The 20,156-nt window shown below is 42.7% G+C and carries 20 protein-coding genes; 4 read left to right on the top strand and 16 right to left on the bottom strand.

What is annotated here, in order from left to right:
- Positions 1-33: 33 nt before the first annotated feature.
- Entirely contained in the window at positions 34-2,136 is a 2,103-nt protein-coding gene (locus tag N7U62_RS15585) for a T9SS type A sorting domain-containing protein (protein WP_264138929.1), read from the top strand.
- A gap of 94 nt (positions 2,137-2,230) precedes the next feature.
- Positions 2,231-2,911: a hypothetical protein gene (locus N7U62_RS15580; protein WP_264138928.1), complete on the top strand. Its 681-nt coding sequence runs from the start codon at positions 2,231-2,233 to the stop codon at positions 2,909-2,911.
- Between the two features lie 3 nt (positions 2,912-2,914).
- Here the strand turns inward: N7U62_RS15580 and N7U62_RS15575 are convergent, their stop codons facing one another.
- From N7U62_RS15575 to N7U62_RS15540, 8 genes are all read right to left on the bottom strand, one after another.
- Positions 2,915-3,820 carry a helix-turn-helix domain-containing protein gene (locus tag N7U62_RS15575; protein ID WP_264138927.1) on the bottom strand — a complete coding sequence of 302 codons (906 nt, stop codon included), beginning with the start codon at positions 3,818-3,820 and terminating at the stop codon, positions 2,915-2,917.
- Between the two features lie 2 nt (positions 3,821-3,822).
- Entirely contained in the window at positions 3,823-4,584 is a 762-nt protein-coding gene (locus N7U62_RS15570; protein ID WP_264138926.1) for an SDR family oxidoreductase, read from the bottom strand.
- A 117-nt stretch (positions 4,585-4,701) separates the two neighbouring features.
- Complete coding sequence (locus tag N7U62_RS15565) at positions 4,702-5,361, bottom strand: alpha/beta fold hydrolase (protein WP_264138925.1); 660 nt, start codon at positions 5,359-5,361, stop codon at positions 4,702-4,704.
- Between the two features lie 67 nt (positions 5,362-5,428).
- A complete protein-coding gene (locus tag N7U62_RS15560) occupies positions 5,429-6,145 on the bottom strand; it encodes an SIMPL domain-containing protein (protein WP_264138924.1) in 717 nt (238 codons plus the stop codon).
- Positions 6,146-6,243: 98 nt separating this feature from the next.
- Positions 6,244-7,032 carry an amidohydrolase gene (locus N7U62_RS15555; RefSeq protein ID WP_264138923.1) on the bottom strand — a complete coding sequence of 263 codons (789 nt, stop codon included), beginning with the start codon at positions 7,030-7,032 and terminating at the stop codon, positions 6,244-6,246.
- Between the two features lie 2 nt (positions 7,033-7,034).
- The gene (gene def / locus N7U62_RS15550; protein WP_264138922.1) at positions 7,035-7,592 is read right to left on the bottom strand and encodes a peptide deformylase; all 558 of its coding nucleotides are present in this window, start codon (positions 7,590-7,592) and stop codon (positions 7,035-7,037) included.
- Entirely contained in the window at positions 7,589-8,002 is a 414-nt protein-coding gene (gene ruvX / locus N7U62_RS15545; RefSeq protein WP_264138921.1) for a Holliday junction resolvase RuvX, read from the bottom strand. Before ruvX ends, def begins: the two co-directional genes overlap by 4 nt.
- Positions 8,003-8,740, bottom strand: coding sequence for an iron-sulfur cluster repair di-iron protein (locus N7U62_RS15540; protein WP_264138920.1), 738 nt, complete (start codon positions 8,738-8,740; stop codon positions 8,003-8,005).
- 186 nt (positions 8,741-8,926) lie between these two features.
- Between N7U62_RS15540 and N7U62_RS15535 the strand changes: the two genes are divergently transcribed.
- Both N7U62_RS15535 and N7U62_RS15530 read left to right on the top strand, forming a co-directional pair.
- Entirely contained in the window at positions 8,927-9,805 is an 879-nt protein-coding gene (locus tag N7U62_RS15535; protein ID WP_264138919.1) for a helix-turn-helix domain-containing protein, read from the top strand.
- Positions 9,806-9,922: 117 nt separating this feature from the next.
- Positions 9,923-10,489 carry a DUF4136 domain-containing protein gene (locus N7U62_RS15530; RefSeq protein ID WP_264138918.1) on the top strand — a complete coding sequence of 189 codons (567 nt, stop codon included), beginning with the start codon at positions 9,923-9,925 and terminating at the stop codon, positions 10,487-10,489.
- A gap of 58 nt (positions 10,490-10,547) precedes the next feature.
- Here the strand turns inward: N7U62_RS15530 and N7U62_RS15525 are convergent, their stop codons facing one another.
- The 8 genes from N7U62_RS15525 to guaB form a co-directional block, all read right to left on the bottom strand.
- Positions 10,548-11,510: an AAA family ATPase gene (locus N7U62_RS15525; protein ID WP_264138916.1), complete on the bottom strand. Its 963-nt coding sequence runs from the start codon at positions 11,508-11,510 to the stop codon at positions 10,548-10,550.
- Positions 11,511-11,519: 9 nt separating this feature from the next.
- Positions 11,520-12,863, bottom strand: coding sequence for a peptidylprolyl isomerase (locus N7U62_RS15520; RefSeq protein ID WP_264138915.1), 1,344 nt, complete (start codon positions 12,861-12,863; stop codon positions 11,520-11,522).
- Positions 12,844-13,713 (bottom strand): peptidyl-prolyl cis-trans isomerase, encoded by an 870-nt coding sequence (locus N7U62_RS15515; RefSeq protein WP_264138914.1) that lies wholly within the window; start codon positions 13,711-13,713, stop codon positions 12,844-12,846. Before N7U62_RS15515 ends, N7U62_RS15520 begins: the two co-directional genes overlap by 20 nt.
- Positions 13,694-15,559 carry a peptidylprolyl isomerase gene (locus tag N7U62_RS15510; RefSeq protein ID WP_264138913.1) on the bottom strand — a complete coding sequence of 622 codons (1,866 nt, stop codon included), beginning with the start codon at positions 15,557-15,559 and terminating at the stop codon, positions 13,694-13,696. The genes N7U62_RS15515 and N7U62_RS15510 overlap by 20 nt, the downstream gene beginning before the upstream one ends.
- Positions 15,560-15,646: 87 nt before the next feature.
- Positions 15,647-16,018 carry an ATP-binding protein gene (locus N7U62_RS15505; protein WP_264138912.1) on the bottom strand — a complete coding sequence of 124 codons (372 nt, stop codon included), beginning with the start codon at positions 16,016-16,018 and terminating at the stop codon, positions 15,647-15,649.
- A 38-nt stretch (positions 16,019-16,056) separates the two neighbouring features.
- Entirely contained in the window at positions 16,057-16,398 is a 342-nt protein-coding gene (locus N7U62_RS15500) for an STAS domain-containing protein (protein ID WP_264138911.1), read from the bottom strand.
- 3 nt (positions 16,399-16,401) lie between these two features.
- Positions 16,402-18,456, bottom strand: a complete 2,055-nt coding sequence (locus N7U62_RS15495) for a GAF domain-containing SpoIIE family protein phosphatase (RefSeq protein WP_264138910.1) — start codon at positions 18,454-18,456, stop codon at positions 16,402-16,404.
- A 130-nt stretch (positions 18,457-18,586) separates the two neighbouring features.
- On the bottom strand, positions 18,587-20,056 hold the full coding sequence (guaB, locus tag N7U62_RS15490) for an IMP dehydrogenase (protein ID WP_264138909.1): 1,470 nt from the start codon (positions 20,054-20,056) through the stop codon (positions 18,587-18,589).
- Positions 20,057-20,156: the final 100 nt, after the last annotated feature.

Genomic DNA, 20,156 nt, shown 5'->3' with positions numbered 1-20,156 from the left:
TATTGATGTAATATGGGCCTCAGAAATGAGAAGATGAAATCCCTTCTAAAAATAGTCATATTATCAGCTATTATCAGCAGTACTTTCGACACAGCAGCCCAGCTTCAGTTGAGACCTTTGCAGGCTTCTGTTTATGGTTCGGATCAACTACTTCAGTATCCTTTTGCCGGTGGATTGAATTCGGGACAGTATCAAGCCATGGATCTCGATGGTAATGGAGACGAGGATCTGGTGATCTTTGATCGATCGGCAGAAAGGATCACTTGTTTTGAGAACCAATCGGATCATTATGAATATCAGCCTGCCTTTGAGGCCCTCTTCCCCTCAGGTCTAAAAAACTGGATCGTTTTGGCCGACTACAATTGCGATGGCTTGATGGATTTGTTTGCTTCCGCACAGTTAGGAATCAAAGTCTATGAAAATATAGGCGAACCGGGCAGTCCTGCTTGGGACTTAGTAGCAGATCCCTTGCTGACACTATCTGGTGGGAGTGAAATCAATGTCTTTCTTAATGCCACGGACATCCCTTCGATCGTTGATTTGGACGGGGATGATGATCTGGATATTCTGGTTTTTAATTTTAGCACGGGTACTGATATCGAATTTCATCGGAATGTTACGACCAACTGTGGGTTGGCTTATGAGAAAGTGACTGAGACATATGGTGGAATCAATGTCTGCGACTGTTCGGACTATGTGTTTGATGAATCATGCTCCGCCTCGGGAAGGCTCAAGCATCTGGCAGGCAAGGCGCTGCTTTCTTTTGACTATAATGAAGATGGACTCATGGATCTCGTAATCAGCGAGGAGGACTGTGCAGAGCTTAACTATCTGGAGAATAAAGGTAGCCAGCTAGCAGCTAGTTTTGATAGCTGGGATACGAGTTTTCCTACTTTCGGTACACCGATAGATTTTACTTTGTTTCCAGCGGCTTATTCCATCGATGTGACTTTTGATGGGATTTCGGATCTTGTGATTGCGCCTAATATGAGGGACAATAATGGGATGACTATCGATATGAAAGCGTCGAGCTTTTTTTATCCCAATCTGGGAAATCAAAACTATGGCGCTGCACAAAATTTTCTCCAGGACGAAATGATTGACGTGGGTGAGTGGGCTTATCCTGTCATGATTGATGTAAATGGTGATGGCCGGGAGGATCTATTGATAGGAAATCGAGGGAGTTTGAGAGCGACTGATTTTGTGAGTAGCTTGACGCTTTATATCCAGCAGATGGATGGCAGTTTTACTTTGGAGACCGAAGATGCATTTTCTCTTTCTGAATTGGGCCATTTGGAAATCAAGCCACAGATCGTAGATATGAATGGTGACGGGCGACCAGATTTGGTTTTCAGTTCGATCAATGAGAGTTTCAGCAATCGCATGTATTATTTGCCCAATCAGAGCGAAACTGGCCTGGAGGTAGATTACAATCAACTGCGAAACATTGACTTGAGCTATGGATCTGGAGACGATGTTTACCTCTACGACATGGATCAGGATGGTCATCTAGATGCTTTGATAGGTAGGAGCTATGGGGAGTTGGACTATCTGAGGTTTACCGGGTCTGTCTTTGTAATGGAAGAAAGAAATATACTGCAAGAGGAAAATAGCAGCGGGCGCTTATCTCTGGTAGTGGCGGACATCGATGAAGATGGAAAAGATGATTTATTAACTACTGACGCTACTGGCAATGCCACGCTCTATTCGAATATTAGAAGTAACAGGAGTCAAAGTACTTCAGTGCAAATAATCTGTGATGAAGTCACTTCTGCTCCAAGATTTGGGCGTGCCTCCAGACCTGCTTTTGGTAGAGTTGCTGGACAAGCGACATTGATGGTGGGTAGTATTCAAGGTGGTGTGTGGGCTTATGAAATCGGTGAGGTAGAAAAGCAAAAATTGATGTTGTTGGTTTATCCTAACCCTAGCCTGGATGATCAGCAAGTAACTTTTTTATCGAACCAAAGGGGCAGCCTATACTTACTCACTGCTTCGGGACATTTAGTCCTCAAAGACATTCCTTTGGATGCGAATACGGCTACTGAAATGGACTTCTCATTCTTGAAACCAGGACTGTATATCGCCTATATCCGGAATGGTAAAAATACAAGCTCTCAGAAGTTGGTTTTGAGATAAATGGAAAATGATTTGATTCGGGTAGGTTGATTTTTTTGGGTTTAGAAAATGTCTTGTAGATTACATTTTTTTATCAACCAATTAAATAATAGTAATGACGATTAAGCGTTTCTTATCTCTTTTTTCAATCTTATTCATTTTTCAACTTCATTCACAAGCCCAGCGCGTACATTTCATTGGTGATTTGCAGTTACTTGGAATAGGTTCGGTTAGTCAAAGCGTTACTTCAGGGTCTAATACAGAGCGAGGTAGTGTAACAGGACTGAGTGGATTCGGCGCAGGAGCCAATATTGATTTACCTTATAATTTTGAGGTGAACGTGTTAGGAGGGTTCTTTTTTAATATCTTATTGAATGCTAATTATTCATCGTCAGGTAAAAGCAGCTCAAATAGTTCTCAGAGTTTAGCAATGCCGAGGACCGGAATGGAGTTCACGTATAATTTGATAATTGAAAAGAAATCATTTGTGAGTGGTATAAGTTTTGGTGCAGGTTTTGATATGCTCTGGGCTGGACGATTTAATAAGTCAGATGAAAATGGTTCTATTAGAGTAAGCTATGATGGTGCTGTTAGTCCTTTTTATAGAATTAAGTTGATTTTTAAACCTTTAGGTAAATTTACGATTCAACCCTATCTATCCTATAGAACCTTTGAGATGAGAGCGAACGACTATAATATCACAGGTGATTATACTGCTCCTGATGAATCTTTGATTAATCTAAAAGGTAGAAATCTTGAGTTTGGAGCGGTAGTCATTATTGGCGCTAAAAACTAATGATCAATTGAACCCAGCTCTGAACTCAAGTGGAGATTGCTGGGTTTTGCTTTTGAACAAGCGGCTGAAGGACTGGGCATGTTCAAAGCCCAGACCATAGGCAATCTCGCTCACTGATAGCTGAGTGGTAGACAACTTTTCTTTGGCCTTCTCTATTAGTTTGTCATGGATATGCTGTTGGGTGTTTTGCCCCGTTAGTACCTTGAGTAAGTTGCTCAGATAGTTAGGCGAAACATTGAGTTCGTCGGCAATCTGCTGTACACTGGGAAGTCCCGCACTGGCCAGATCTTCTTTGTCAAAATAGTCTGTTAGCCAGCTCTCCAGACTATTCAGTATTGCGTGGTTGCTAATCTTGCGCGTGATGAACTGGCGCTGATAGTAGCGCTCTGCATAGTTGAGAAGCACTTCGATCTGTGAGAGAATGATCTTCTGACTGAAGGCATCAATGTTAGCATGATATTCTTGCTGGATGTTTTTCATGATGCCGATCATCGACTGTTCTTCCTTGTCCGAAAGAAAGAGCGCTTCATTGATATCATACCCGAAAAATTCGTATTGCTTGTTCATTTTCGCCAGATGAGAACCCCAAAGAAAGTCGGGGTGAACCAATAGCAGCCAACCAGTGGGGTGTGGCGCTGGTGCTTTATGCACTTTTACTTTGATCACTTGACCGGGTGCAACAAAGGACATCAACCCTTCGTCGAAATCATATTGCTGCTGACCATAGCGAACCTTACCGGCCAGCCCTTTCTTTAACGCAATGGAGTAGTGACTATTTATTACAGTGATCTCATCTTGATCCTTTGGGTAGTTGACCTGACTGTAGTCGACCAAACTCACCAGCGGATGCTCTGGTTTAGGGAGCCCCGCCAGCTTGTGGTATTCGGTGATAGATTCGGTTTTGTACATGTTTATATCAAGGTTCCACCAGATGCTTCGATTCGCTGAGCATTGATCCAGTGCGCCTCTTCGGTACACAGGAAGGCGACAATGCCACCAATATCCTCGGGTTCGCCTACTCGACCCAGGGCTGTGGCTCCCGCTACCAGACTTCTTTTCTTCTCGTTGGTTTTGTTTTCGCCTCCACCAAAATCTGTCGCTACGGCACCCGGAGCTACTACATTGGCAGTGATGCCGCGGCTGCCGAGTTCTTTTGCCAGATAGCGAGTGAATACCTCGATGGCACCTTTCATACTGGCATAGGCCGAAGAGCCAGGCAAAGTAAAGCGGGCTAGTCCTGAAGAAATGTTGATGATGCTACTGCCATTGTTGAGGAAAGGCAGTGCTTTTTGGGTTAGGAAGTAGACCCCTTTGAGATGGATGTTCATCATCTCGTCAAACTGCTCTTCGGTCGTCTCGGCAAAGGGCTGATAAATACCAGTGCCTGCATTGTTGATCAAATAATCGAAGTGCGGATTGTCATAGTTAGATTGCAAGTAATCTGACAGGCGCTGGTAAAAATCATCAAAGCCTTTGGTATCGCTGCTATCCAGGGATAAGGCATACCCATTGGCTCCTTCTGCCTGTACGGAGGCCACTACTTCTTCAGCCGCTGACAGGTTGCTATGATAGGTAAGAATCACATCCAGCCCTTTTTTGGCCAGATTTATGGCCATGTCTCTACCGAGCCCCCTACTGCCGCCAGTCACTAATGCAATTTTTCTTTTTCTCATGGTTTTGTCCTTTTGGTTTCTAATAGTACGACACAAAAGTGATTAGGATAAGAAATAGACATGTAACCAAATCTACGCTTGTTGTAACCAGAATCGAGAATCTAGTTACGTTTCATCTTAATTAACCTGCAAATAGGCCTTGATCCTTTGGTTGATACTTTGTGCCTCATCAAAAACCATGAAGTGTGTTCCGTTATCGATAGATACATGATTGGGACCTTTCCAGTCTTTGACCAGTAGATCCTTTTTGCCTGTGAAGTTGAGAAACTGCGGTTGGTAATCTGCCCTCAGGTCCGTGATTTTGATTTGGCGAATGCACCAATTGTTGAAGCGGAAGTCTGCGTCTTGGATCATGGCCTGGATCACAGGTTTGCTTTCCTTTTGACGAGAGTTGATATAATGCCCCATTACATCTGTCAATATTGGGATTCGAAAGTCAGGCAGGAGCTTGTAAAGGTTCCAGATCAAACCATAGTACATCAGCGGTTGTAGGTCTTCTTTGCTTCTAAAGCTGGAGACCAGAATTACCTTTTGATTTCCCATGGTTTTAGCGAACTGCTGCGCTACTAGCCCACCAAAAGATAGCCCGACCAGTACATCTTCTGATCCTATTTGATAGGTCTCTGCTATTCGATCGCAGTAGGACTCAAAGGACTCTTGCCTGTTTTTGAGTGGAATCCAGTCTGCATAGACAGCTTCGTAATTTGGGATTTGAATTCGCTGAAAGGCCCGATGATCTGCTCCGATCCCGGATATAAATACAATACGTTTAGCCATTAGCTTCCTTTTCCTCAATCAAACGATTGATTTGCTCGAGCGTTTATTAATAGTGAGGATAGATTATTTATTCTAGAATAAATCGAACCTGGATTTTCGATTTGATTTTGATTTTGTCAAAATTCACATTGGCTGCCTTGGGTGCGCTGCTGCCATAGATGGAGGAGGCTCCTCTGATTCTCAGACCAGCTACCCGTCCACTTAGGACTTGGGAGAGATCCGCTTCGTCCATTTCAAAAATATAGATGGCTCTGCCTGCTTTCTGCCCTAGTGCCTGGCTCAGTTTGTCTGCTTTCTTTTTTGCGTTGAGGATGGCTTCTTGTTTGAGGTCCATTGTGATCGATTCCAGATCGTTGTGATCCATTTTGCTGATCGAGATATTGGAGATGCCTACTTCCTCCAACCCTACGATCACCTTAGCAGCACTATGGGCATCATAGACCAAAATCTCATATTCCCTCGTTGAGAAAATGTCAGTTTTTAGAAGGAAGTAGAACTGAAAGTTGCTACCAAGGTCTTGGATTGAAAGTTGTTTCTCGATATCGAGCCCAATGCCTTCTAGTTTATTTATCATTTTAGACTCTAGCTGTTCCAGTGACTCTTTCGCCTTATTGTCTTTTTCGCTGATCACGACTTTTAGATAGATTTCATTCGGCATGATTTCTTTTTCAGCCATGCCAATCACTTCTATATAGTTCTGATCTATAAAGTTCTTGCTTCCCTCTTGTGAGAAGGCATGGAGGGAATAAAAGGCAAAAAGGATAAGCACTAGGTAGGACTTCATCATATAAGAGTTTGAGTTGAGTATAAACTTAGTGAATTTTCGAGGGACCAAAAAAATGAGGTTTTCAAATATCCCCTCTAATCTAGTGTAGCTCTAGGTCACTGTATATCAAACTGATCCCCATCCTGCAAAAATGCAAAGCGCTCGCGGAATTGCTCCAGGGCTTCTTTGTTGATGCTTTGGATGATGACATCTTCTTCATCGCCAAGGAATTGCATCGTAGTGCCTGCATAGTCGTAGATGGCACTGTGACCGACATAAGGGTAGTCATTGCCATCTTTGCCGACGCGATTGATACCGGCGACATAGGCCTGGTTTTCTATGGCTCTGGCTTGTAGTAGGGTATCCCAGGCCTGAATTCTTGCTTCGGGCCAGTTGGCCGCATAGATCAGCAGGTCATAGTCGCAGGCTCCATCGTTGATTTGATTTCTTGCCCAAACAGGGAAGCGTAGATCGTAGCACACCATAGGGCAGATCTTCCAACCCTTGTACTCGACGATCAGTCGTTTTTGTCCTGCGTTAAAGTAGTTTTCTTCCTTGGCCAGTGAGAAGAGGTGGCGCTTGTCATAGTGCTGCATCTTCCCATCAGGAAAGGCAAAAACAAATCGGTTGTAGAAGTTTTCTCCCTGACGCACCATGTAGCTGCCTCCTACCAGAGCTTTGGTCTGAGAGGCCATTTGCAGCATCCATTTTTGCGTTTTGAGACCAGGCACCTCAGCCAGAGGCTGGGGATTCATGGTAAAGCCGGTATTGAACATCTCAGGCAGCAGGATCAAGTCCACTGCCTCTGATATGCCCCAGACCTTTTCTTCAAACATGGCCAGATTGCCATCGATATTTTCCCAATAGAGTTCGGATTGTATGATGGCTATCTTGAGGTCCTGCATGTTTATTTCTTCTTCGGGATTTTTATTTTGTAGTCTGCGTCACACTTGCCTTTGCTGATATTGGCGAGCTTGCCTTTCAGCAGTCGCTTTTTCAGTGGCGTCAGGTGATCGGTAAAAAGGATGCCCTCGATGTGGTCATACTCGTGCTGAATGATACGAGCTTTCATCCCGTCAAATTCTTCTTCGTGCTCTTTGAAGTTTTCGTCCAGATAGTTGATGCGGAGGCGCTCTGGTCTACTGATATCTTCGCGAATACCGGGGATGCTGAGACAGCCTTCGGTAAAAGCCCATTCTTCGCCTTCTTCCCAGATGATCTCCGGATTGATGAATACTTTTTTGAAATCCTCCATGTCCTCTTCATCTTCTAGCGGACTGCCATCTACTACGAACATACGGATGGACTTGCCGATCTGAGGGGCTGCCAATCCGATCCCGCTGGCATGTTTCATGGTTTCAAACATGTCCTCGGCTAGTTTCTTTACATCTATGCTTCCTTCTTCGATGTCCTCAGCTTCTTTCTTTAATACTGGGTCACCGTACACTACTATGGGGTAAATCATATACCTGACTCTAAAAACGACTGCAAAATTATGGTCGCGCTCAATTTATCAACGTTCTCTTTTTTCCTCCTATCACTTTTTTTCATTCCACCACTCAACATCGCGCTTTTGGCCATTTTGCTGGTAAAGCGCTCGTCTACCTGATGGATTTTGTGTTGGGGGAATTTTTTCTGCAGCAAAGTTATAAAAGACCGTACAGATGCCGTGCTATCTGTGTCCTTATTCATCAGATCTTTGGGCATTCCGATCACAAATTGTTCGATATCCTCCTGCTGATGATAGTCAGTCAGGAAGGGAATCAGATCGTGAGTCCGTACTGTGTCTAGTGGGGAAGCAATGATTTTGAGAGGGTCTGTCACTGCCAGACCCGTCCGTTTTTTGCCATAGTCTATGGCCAGTATTCTACCCATTTAGTTAAGCGTCACTTTTTTCTGAAAAAGTGACTTGGAGGCTTTTTCTAATTCCATTGCCTTAGGGAAAAGAATGTCATTTTCTATTCTCGCATGATCCTTCAGCTTAGCATCAAAAGCCTGAAGCTCTTTCAGAATCACCTTGAGCTGTACATCTTCGATCTGATCGGTACTGTAGCTATTGGTGATGCCACGGATACCTGCCATCTCATCGTCTGAATCGCTATGGTGCAGCGCAAATTCCTGAATCGAAAAATCTTCGTGACGAATCAGTTGGTTAGAAGAGTAAGACTGATTGTTGAGACATTTGTCCATCTCCAGCACATAGGCAAAGAACTTGTCTTCCTCTTCGTAGATATGTTTGATAAAGTCCTCGATGAACATCGGTAGCACCATTCTCAAATCTTCTTTCAGCTCAGAATAAGGGCCTTCTTCCATGCGATTGACCATTTTGAGTAAGAAAGGAAGAGAATCCTTGATGAATACCTGATGTGAGTGTTTCAAATATTCGATGAGCAATTTGACCGGATATTTTTTCAACTCCAAAAAGTCAATGGCCTGCTTGGATTTTTTGTTCTCCATCACCGAAATCAGCTGTGAGACTTCTATTCTGTTTTCTGCACAGACTTGCTCCAGGGTCTTATTTCTGGATTCATAAAAGGCCACTCCGAAAAAGTCCAGCACCTTGGCATAGACAAAGTTTTCATTGATAAGCGTTTCGATTGACTTGTGTTGCATGGGAAAAACATTAAAGTTCTATCAAAGATAGAAAAACACAAGGCTAGCCACAAGGTCATTTGTCGACTAGCTGATAAGAATCATCGAAAGTTTATGATTCTTATCAATTCCTGACAAGGGCTTGAAAAGAACTGATTTAGCAGCTAATTTTTTGTGGATATATTTAGGGAGTATTGAAGTAAGTCAATGAGAGGTTATAAGGAGGTAAAAACCGATGTGCCGTCAATCAATTTTTGGGCACTCGAAGGCGATAAAGTATTTCATGCTGTTAGAGGAAAAACTGTGTTGACAGAACAGTTTACTCTAATGAGGCCTCATAGGTTAGAGCATTATGTCCTGAGGTTTATGATATCAGGAGATGGACTGGCCTATATTGATCATGTCCCTGTGCCATTTAAGGCTAATTGGGTTATGCTTGGAACACCGGATCAGATCTCCTGGATCAATTTTGAGGGAGAGACGGAAGTAGAGGTGATAACTATAGCTTTCAACCAAAGATTTATAGACCTAATGGGCTTTCCTGCCGATATTACTTCTACTATTCAGGGAGTAAATTCTTTGCTGAGCAGCATACTTGATAATACAAATGGGGAACATATTCGAAGCTATTTTGATTTGATCCTAAAAGAGTACAAAATCAATGAAGCCAACCTTGCTTTATTAGCAACTTTGACTAAGGGGCTGCTGTTGAAAATGAGCTTAGTTTGTCGGCCACAAAAGGTCTTAACGAAGAGCAAACAGAACTACGCAAACATCTACCGTAGTTTTATGGATGATCTTGCTATCAATTTTAAGATGGATCATTATGTCATAGACTATGTAGAGCGCTTAGGAATAAGTGAAAAGCAATTGAACAGAGCCTGCAAGGCCATGACCAAACATTCTGCCAGCTACGTGATTCGTGAGCGCATAGATTATGAGGCCAAGCGCTTACTTTTTTATAGTAATAATAGTGTCAAACATATTGCCTTCTACCTCGGCTTTAAGGATCCAGCTCACTTCAATAAATTTTTTAGAAATATAAATGAAATGACGCCTGGTCAATTTCGTGATGGGGTTCACTAAGAATAAACTGTCTAGTATTGACAATAAATCACCCTTTTTTTACCACAAACCCATACCTCAAAAGACGTTTAATGCTATATACAAACAGTAAAAAATGTCTAACTAAAATCATCTATCATGAAAAAGAGGGCAATCTTATTAGGCGTGATGGTAGTTTTATTTACCTCATGTTCTAGTTTGAAAATCGCAACGGATCAGAAATCCGGAGTTGATTTCAGTTCATTTACTACTTACGCATTGGATATTGAGTATGATGGAGAACAAAACGAGTTCTTCAATGAAATAAACATTGGGAGATTTGAAGAGGCTTTTACCCAAGGGCTGACACAAAGAGGTTTAGTCGAAATGGAGGAGAACCCGGAGGTAAGGATAAAGGTCACAGGTAATATGGATGTTTTGAAGAACTATAGCACTACCCAAAACAGCTATGGAACCATGGGGCGTGGTAGGTACTACTCCGGTGGTGTAGCGACCAGCGATACTCGAGAATATGAATCCTTGGTGGGAAAGTTGATTGTATCGATAGTCGACCCAGAAACAGAGGAATTGTTGTGGTACTCTTCTATTTCAACTGGGATAGCTGATAATCCCCAATCTGCTCAAAAAAGCATGAGTAAATTGGTTGATAGATTGATGGTTGTATTTCCAATTTATCCCGAAAGGAGCGACGATTTGATTTTATAGTATGTTGAGTTTTTGATGTTGATAGGTAGCCATCTCGAGAGGGATGGCTATTTTCTTATTAAAGAAGTTCTTGTATGATCTTCTCCATACTCATCCCTTCCGCTTCTGCTTTGAAGTTGCGCACTAAACGGTGCTTCAATACGGGCTCTGCAATGGCTTTTACATCTTCGATATCCGGAGAGTATTTGCCACTTAGCAGAGCATTGCAGCGTGCCGCTTTGATTAGGAATTGAGAGGCTCTCGGACCAGCTCCCCACTCTAAGTAAGATTTAGTGATGTCTGTAGCTCGTTCTGAAGTAGGACGTGTCTTGTGTACCAAATTTACGGCATATTCTACGACATTATCAGCCACAGGCACCTTGTCAATTAACTCCTGAAAAGCCAGGATCTCCTTGGCATCTAACACAGGTTTCACACTGTCTTGTGGGACTGTGCCTTGCTTGACGATATCCAATTCAGATTCGTAAGAAGGGTAATCCAATGTCACCATAAACATGAAGCGATCGAGCTGTGCTTCGGGTAGTGGATAGGTTCCTTCCTGTTCGATTGGGTTTTGTGTTGCCAGTACGAAGAAAGGCTTCTCCAGTTCCCATTTCTTTCCACCAACTGTGGCGGCATATTCCTGCATAGATTCGAGCAGTGCAGCCTGGGTTTTAGGAGGCGTACGGTTGATCTCATCAGCCAAAATGATATTAGAAAAGATCGGTCCTTTGATGAACTTGAAGTTTCTGTCCTTGTCCAGCGTCTCAGCGCCCAAAATATCTGAAGGCATCAGGTCTGGAGTAAACTGTATCCGGTTGAAATCCAGATGAAGCGCAGACGAAATCGTCTTGATCAAAAGCGTTTTGGCCAAACCCGGTACACCCACGAGTAGCGAATGTCCCTGACAAAAAATGGAAGTGAGTAGCAGCTTGACTACTTCTTCCTGACCAATAATAACTTTAGAAATTTCATTTGTGAGCTGGGTATATGCCTTGTGCAAGGCGTTCGCAGCTTCTACTTCATCTTTGAATTCAGCCATCTATCTCTTCTAATCTGACATGATACGACAGTAGTCGTATTCCGGTTCTATGTTAATATACACTTCGCCTTTGGCCTCATCGAACCAATCGGACATGATACCATTCCGCTTGTTGGCCAGTGCTGCTGATCGGATCTTCTGATAGTCCTGCAGCAGGTTGGCTTGGTGCGGAGGCACTTTTGATTTGTAATATACAATTCTCACGGCATCTTTTCCATCAGGCATCTTGTATTCGAAAGGTTTGGATATTTCGCCGACCTTCATGGTATCTATCGTAAAGAACATTGTCGGGTCCAGTTCTTCTACAGAGATGCGCATTGCCCCTGTAGCATCACTAAAGAAACCGCCATTTCCGCTGGTTTGTTTGTCATCCGAGTGCTCTTTTGCAAGGATATCGAATCTAAGACTGTCGTCAATTATTCCTGTTCTTAGGCTGTCCAAAAAGTCTTTCGTCTCTTGAATATCTGATAGAGTAGGTCTTGGCATCATCAAAATGTGTCGGGTATTGAAACGGTTACCACGTTTTTCGATCAATTGAATGATATGAAAACCAAATTGGGTTTCTACTGGATCCGAAATTTCACCCGGCTTAAGACCAAGAGCGGTAGCTTCATATTCTGGTGCTAGCTCTCCACGGTTGAAGAAACCTAGCTCTCCACCCTGGCGAGCAGATCCTGGGTCCATTGAATACTTTTGAGCCAGGACACCAAAATCAATACCCGCTTCGATGCGATCTTTGATATCTAGTAGCTCCAGGCGTACCTGATCCTTCACTTTGTCATTCGGCTCAGGGATTTTGGCAATATGGCCAATGGTTACTTCAGTCGAGAAGTAGGGCAAACTGTCCTGAGGGATTTTCGCAAAGAATTTTTTAACCTCTGCTGGGGTAATACTTACTTCGTCGCTGATGATGCCCTGCATTTTTTGCACGATCATTTGTTCTTTGATCTGGTCGAAGAGCTCCTCACGGAATTCCTCCATGGTTTTGTCATAGTACTCTTCCAGTTTTTCCTCTGATCCAAATTGCTGAACAAAGTAGTTCATACGTTGATCCAGATTTTGCTCGACTTGTACATCCAGTACCTCTACTGAATCGATTTCTGCCTTGGCTACCATCAGCTTGTTGATGACCAGGTTTTCCAGAATTTGGCATTTGACATCCCCTTGAGTGATTTCACCTCTGGCCATGAATTGCAAATAGGCATTTTCCAATTCAGATTTCAGTACGATGTAGTCGTCTACTTTAGCGACGATCTTATCGATCACCACGCCTTTATTTTCGTCTTGCGCTTGAGCTACACTGCAACTAAGCAATATCAGTAGCAAAAAGGCTTTAATATGTCTCAAATTCATTGTTTTCTTTTGCTGTTTCTAACAGGTCTTCCTCTAGCTGTCTCCTCAGCTCGACCTTCTTCTTATTGATTAGAATGCTTTCTATATCGTCATGGATGTATTCCAATGGAGAAATTTGGTTAGAAATTTTGTAGTCAAGCAGGCGGATGAAATAATAATTCTGTTCGTCCGAATTTTCGATAAAGCTATTGCTTTTCAGGAAGGAAACCTTGTCCTGAATATTGGCAAAGGGAGTGTTGGCGATCACTTCGTCAAAATCTAGCCACATGTCCGTCTCTAAAGAAGACTGGATGGCAAAGCGATAGCAGTAAGACTGGATTTCTTCTAAATCAGTGTTAGGATAGTTGCGGATCAGTTTTCTAAAGTTGTCGATTTGAGGGGCTTCTGACGGCACTACAGCAAACAAACAGCGAATGATGTTTTGTCTCAAAACGAAGTTCTCTGACTTTTCATTATAATAGGTCTTGATTTCCTCTTCCGAGATGTCTTTTTTCAGCCTTTGATTCACATAGTACTTTTCATATTCGTGCACCATGAGGGCATAGCGATAGTCCAGTACTTTTCTCTCGATGTTGGCTTCATCGAAGTTAATTTCCTGAGACGCTCGGGCAATAGTTAGCTGTTTTCTGATCCACGACTCCACATACTTTTGAACAATCTGTGCACTGTCATTGCTGTCCTTGCTGGAGAATGTCAAGCCTTCGACATCCTCTTCGTACAAATAGATGTCACCTACCCTGGCAATAGGTTTTCTTTCTACTTCTTCCTGAGTCTCTAATGGGGCATAGAGCTTGTCACAGGAGGATAATAGCAATGCTACAAGAATGATATTAATCGAAAGTTTTAACAAATCGTTTTAGTACTTTTTTGTTCAATTCGTATGGGTATATTTCTTTCAAAGACGCTACCCATAATTTTTCTAGATGACTTTGGTAATCAGAAATCGCCAACCCTCGCACTTCATTCAATGCCAGAGGACGAGTAGGAAGAACTTCTTTCACCACCCAAAGCGTATAGAAATTGCCTTCTTTTTGATAGTGGTTTCCGAGTTCCCAATTTGTGTCTAAAAAGGCAATTTCTCCTTTCTCGACCTTTAAATCATCGACCTGCAAAGCTAAAGCTTCTTGCGAATTGAATAGACTATCCAACTGGGAATTTGAGAGATCGAGATTTTGAGAGGCTTTTACTAACGTTAGCGAATCTTGAGCGGATAGTTTGCGTACCTCCAGCATTTCATTTGCCTGATAGTTGGATTGATTTTGCTCGAAGAAGGCCGAAAGACCTGTCGTGTCTTCAAGTGCTTTTTGCCACACTTCTTCTTCCATCAGATTGAATAATAAGATGCCGCTTTCGTACTCATCCAAAATCAGTTTGAAATCCTGATTGTTTTGTTCGAGATAGGCCAATTCTGCATCCATGATGCTTTGAGATTCAAAGCGTTCGTAAAGCTGATTTTTATAGTCAGCCAGGTCAGCATTGCTACGAGATCGCTGGGCCTCTACTACAAATTTGTAAAAGTCCTCTACGCTATAAGTGCCTCCTTTAAGGGAAAAGATTGATTGATCGAGTAGGGTGGAGGTGCTATCATAGGTCCATTTGGCGAACTTGATGGTAGAGTCGATTCCTGCCATCGCCTGCTTGTAAACCGCTGAGTCTAATGTAAAGTCCTGTGATTTTTTGAGAGTGGCCAGAACTTCTTTTTTCGATTCTTTGGAACGGCTGTCTCTTTTGATTCTTGCCTCCAGTTCCTGGCGGATTTCTTCGAGCGGAGGTAGAGGTTTTTTGTCAATTAGTTTGATGATGTGCCAGCCAAACCTGGTTTGAACAGGTTCTGAATAATCTCCTTTGTTTTCCAGTGCGAATGCTACATTTTCAAACTCGGGTACTAAGGCGCCTGTGCCGAACCAGTTCAGTTCTCCTCCTTTTGGAGCTGAGCTTTTGTCTTCTGAGTAGATTTTACATTGTTCGTTCCAGTCAGCGCCTGATTGCAGGTTTTCGTAGATGCTAAAGATTTTTTTCTTCACCTCTTCAGCTAGGCTGTCAGATTGATTGCGGATCATGATGTGGGCCACTTTGATCTGGCCTCTGGCAGGTCTTTTGTCAATCACTTTGAGGAGGTGATAACCAAAACGGGTTTTGATAGGACCTACTAAGCTCCCTACTGGGTTGTCATATGCTGCATTTTCGAATGGGTAAACCATCTGAAGAGAGCTAAAGTAGCCAAGGTTTCCGCTATTCATGCGAGCACTTGGGTCTTGAGAATATTTCTTAGCAGCTATCGAAAAATCTAAGCCATCTTCGATTTCGGATTTGATGTCCAGTAAGCGATTGTAAACCTGTAGCGTGTCGGCAGGCAGCGCATTTTCATCTACCCTTAGGAGTATGTGAGCAGCAGACACTTCAAATTTCTTTCTTTCGTAAGCTTCCATCACCAACGAATCGTTGTATTGGGTAGCAGTTAGATAAGGCTCGGCCAGTTGAGATTTGTATCCTTCCAGCTCCTCGATAAAGGCTGGATCCTGATCCATGTTTCTGTTTTTCGCCTCCAGAACTTTTAGTCTAAAGTTGATATAAAGGTCCAGGTATTCTTCAATTTTGATCTGTGCACTGTCAGCGGAGGGCCTTTCAGAGTTTTTCAGGAAGTAATATTCGAAGGTACCCAGATCGTAGGATTGATCACCCAGTGTAAACAGCATTTTGCTATTCAAACTGTTTTGTGAGTGGGAAATTAACGGGGTAGTAAGTAATAAGAGGATTAGTAATAAAGTGCTTCTCATGAATGTTTAGAATTTCTTCATCATTCGGCAAATGTTGCGATTCTTTTCTATTTTGAACTCTACTTTGTCCATAATATTTCTAACCAACATGATGCCCAGTCCGCCTTTTTTTCGTGTTTTGATGATTTCTTCCAGGTTGGGCTCCTGATACTTGTCGTATACAAACCCCTTGCCATGATCGATAATTTCGAATGAGATTTGATTGTCTCCCAGATCTTCGACAAACAATTCTAGTTTTTCGGAGGCATTGCATTTGTTAGAGTGGATGATCAGGTTGGCACAGACCTCATCCACAGCCAGTATGATTTTATGCGCTTCTTTTTCAGAAAGACCAATATCCAGGAGTACCTCCGAGACAAAGGCTCGAATCTCCCTCAATTTTTCTTTCGCACACGATGTCTGAAACTGGTGATGCATTACTTGACGGCCTCCAGGGCTTCCTTTTTTTCGTTTTTAATCACTAACAATTGATCCAGACCCAGGATTTCGAAAACTTCGAAAACCTTTTCTTTCATGCCGAAAAGCACAAAATGAATGGATTCGGATTCTATTTTTTGAATGTTGGACATAAATACGCCCAAACCTGCTGAAGAGATATAGTCCAGATCACTTAAGTCAACCAGAATGTGCTTGCTGCTATTCATCGCTTCGGTAATGGCCTCATCCAAATGAATGGAAGAGGAGGCGTCTACTTCTCCCGATACTTTGAGATCGTAGTAGCCTGTCTGCTCATCTATATGTTTTTTTATGTCTACCATATTTTATTTGAATTTCAGAATAACCAGGGTATAGTCATCGTCCAATGACCGCTTACCGCAGAATTCGTAAAGTTCATTTATGATTCCCTGTTGAATGTTTTTTGGTGGCTGGTCGGCATGTTTCGTCAAAGCGCTGAGTAGACGCTCAGTTCCGAACTGTTCTTTGTCGGCATTGCAAGCTTCGGTGACGCCATCGGTATACAACACCAAGACGTCATCCTTCTTATATTCGAAATCATTGACTTGTACGTATTTATGAAAATTAGAGTTTCTCAAGATACCGAGCCCTAGGCCTTTGTTCTTAAAATAATCAGCACTCTGCCTCTCCGTACTATAGAATAATGAAGGACAATGTCCTGCACGGGCAAAGTGAACTTTCTTTTCTAAGCTGTCGATCAAAAAGTAAGACACGGTGATAAAGGAGGTAGTCTCCAGACATCTGCTTAGTGCATTGTTGGCATGAATCAGAAAGTCCTTTGGGTCCAGATCCAGCTGAACCAATCCCTGAAAGATTCCTTTCATCTGTGCCATGTTAAATGCGGCAGAAGTTCCCTTGCCCGATACGTCTCCGATAATCAACGCACTGCGATGATCATCTAGCTGGAAAAAGTCATAGTAATCACCCCCTACCTCATCAGCAGCCACTGTAAAGGCATGAATATGGAATGCTTCATTGTTCTTCAGCTGAGCAGGGAGCAGCTTGCTTTGCACTCGATTGGCAATTTCTAACTCCTCCTTGTAGCGTTCAGTTACGATAGCCTCATTGAGGAGTCTAAAGTTTTCTATGGAGATACTAGCCTGATTGACAAAAGTATCTATGATGTCCACCATCTCCTTGTTAAAGCCATCGTCTACTTGCTTTAGTAGTGCGAGTGTTCCGATCTTCCTGTTTTTTACCAATACTGGAAAATATAAAATCGACTTAAAAGTCGTGTTTCGTAGATTGGCGGAGATTTTTGGGTATTGCGGATTTTTTTCAAATTCCGAGTTCAAGGTTTTCTTAAATCGGCTGTTATCAAGGGCCGTTTCGATATCCTTGATTTCCTTTTTTTGAAGGTTGTAGGTCAGGGTTAGTTTGACTTCATTTTCTTCATCGTTGATAGCTAGCCAGGCTGCATCCGAATAGACTGCACTTACCGCACTATCCAACAGAATCTCATATACCTTCTCTTCACTCTCGCCAGCGGGTATGGATTGGCTCAGACGCTGAAAGTTGACAGCCTCCTTGATTTTCCTCTCAAAGACCGAAGTAGTAGGTAGATTGAAAAGAATCACCAGGAAGGAAATCAAAGAATACACCACGATGAAAGTGATGATAGATAGCACAAAAACGCTATTAAGAAGATCTCGTACCAGCACCGTCTGTTCTGAGTAGAACATCAGGGATTTGAAGAAGTACCAGATATAAATAACTACCAGTGCGATGAAAAGTATACTTCTCCACTTCTGCTTGAAGTTGAGGTAGGCGATCCATTTGAGATTAAAAGAAAGAAAAACCCCAATAATCGCTAGAATAGAATATAAAACTAAAAAAGCGGTGTCTTGATAATCGTGAGAAAACCAGTCGAAGATCAAAGTGGCCATCAGGCAGTACTCGAATATCTGCCAGGCAGCCAAAAGTGATTTTGATTTTTGGTATAGAATCAGGCGCTTCCATACGACATAGGTAGAGATCAAAAATCCAACGACCAGACCTAATATGATGTGGTAGAAGAAATTAATGATCAAGGCATTGTGCGCGAATTTGTGTGATCCGAAAAGCGTGAAGAAAAACTCAATCGCAAGTGTGACCAATGTGGCAATCAGCCCAAATACAAATACCCGCCATAGCAGCTCCACGAAATTGACACTTTCTGCCTTGCCAATGTTGTATCTATAGAAGGTAAGAACAGAGATGATGAAGAAAGTCAAGAGCATGTTGGACACGAAATTGGGCAGTCCAAACACGATGTTGTTTTCCTGACTAAATAAAGCCATCAGGTCTGTAATAGTCAATAGCGACCAGAAGATCGATCCGAATATTACACTGAGCCGAATGATGCCTTTTTGGGATAGCATAGGGTTTTTACAATTCGGGGCAATTTAGTAAGAAATGTGAAATTAGAATGTCATCTCATTTTGATCTAAATGAAAAAAGGCCACTTCAATAAAAGTTGAAGTGGCCTTTTGAATATTCTTTACTCAAAGATTATCTAGAGTAGTTCGGTGCCTCTCTAGTAATCTGAATGTCGTGCGGGTGAGATTCTGCCATACCTGCACCAGATACTTTCACAAAACGAGCAGTTTTAAGTGCTTCTACATTTTGTGCTCCGCAGTAGCCCATACCTGCTTTCAGACCTCCGGTCAATTGGTAAAGTACTTCTGCTACCATTCCTTTGTATGGCACGCGTCCTACGATTCCTTCTGGTACTAGCTTTTTGATGTCGTCTTCTGCATCCTGGAAGTAACGATCCTTTGATCCATCCTCCATGGCCTCTACAGAACCCATGCCTCGGTAAGTCTTGAACTTTCGTCCTTCGTAAAGGATTACCTCTCCAGGAGCTTCTTCCGTTCCACCTAGCAATGAGCCAATCATGATACAGTTGGCACCAGCTGCGATGGCTTTTACGAAATCTCCTGAGAAGCGAATACCCCCATCTGCAATGATTGGCACTCCACGACCTTCTATCGCTTTGGCTGATTCGTATACAGCAGATAACTGTGGCATCCCTACTCCAGCGATGATTCGGGTAGTACAGATACTTCCTGGTCCTACACCTACTTTGATGGCATCAGCTCCGGCATCTGCCAATGCTACGGCTGCCTCGGCAGTGGCTATGTTACCCACTATTACATCTAGGTTTGGAAACTTAGCTTTGATTTTTTTACAGGTATCGATTACGCCTTTGGAGTGGCCGTGAGCCGTATCGATGGATACTACATCTACGCCTGCTTCGATCAGTTTTTCTACTCTTTGTTCGATATCTGGTGTTACACCTACTGCAGCACCTACTCGCAGACGACCGTATTCATCTTTACAAGCCATCGGCTTATCGATGTTTTTCAAGATATCCTTATAGGTAATCAATCCGGTTAAAATACCTGCATCATTAACGATAGGCAGTTTTTCGATTTTGTATTCTTGAAGGATGGCTTCTGCGCCTTTGAGGCCAATACCGTCTTTGGCAGTGATTACATTTTCACTGGTCATCACCTCTTTCACGCTAAGACCCGGGTCTTTTTGAAAACGAAGGTCACGGTTAGTGACTATACCTATCAATTTTCTATCCTTGTCAATGACTGGAATACCACCGATTTTAAATTCCTTCATGCATTTCAGTGCATCTGCTACTGTTGCCGTTTCTGGAAGAGTGACCGGATCGAGAATCATACCGCTTTGCGATCTTTTCACAGCACGAACCTGTGCAGCTTGCTGCTCGATGGTCATGTTTTTGTGAATGATGCCGATACCTCCTTCTAATGCCATGGATATAGCCAGTGCTGATTCAGTCACTGTGTCCATTGCTGCAGATACCAAAGGGATGTTAAGTTTGATATTCTTAGTCAAGTATGTACTCGTATCCGTGTCACGTGGTAATACTTCAGAATATCCAGGGAGTAAAAGCACGTCATCGTATGTGAGTGCCTCAAAAACTAGTTTAGAACTGTCGAAATGCATGGGCAAATAAGTGTTATTATTTGCCGGGCAAAACTACATTGAAAACATGACTTTCGTCACACCTTTTTTTTAATATTTTGCTAAAATCATCAGAATCGAT

This window comes from Reichenbachiella ulvae (genome assembly GCF_025833875.1).
Taxonomy (GTDB): domain Bacteria; phylum Bacteroidota; class Bacteroidia; order Cytophagales; family Cyclobacteriaceae; genus Reichenbachiella; species Reichenbachiella ulvae.
This window is presented reverse-complemented; position numbering and strand designations above follow the sequence as displayed.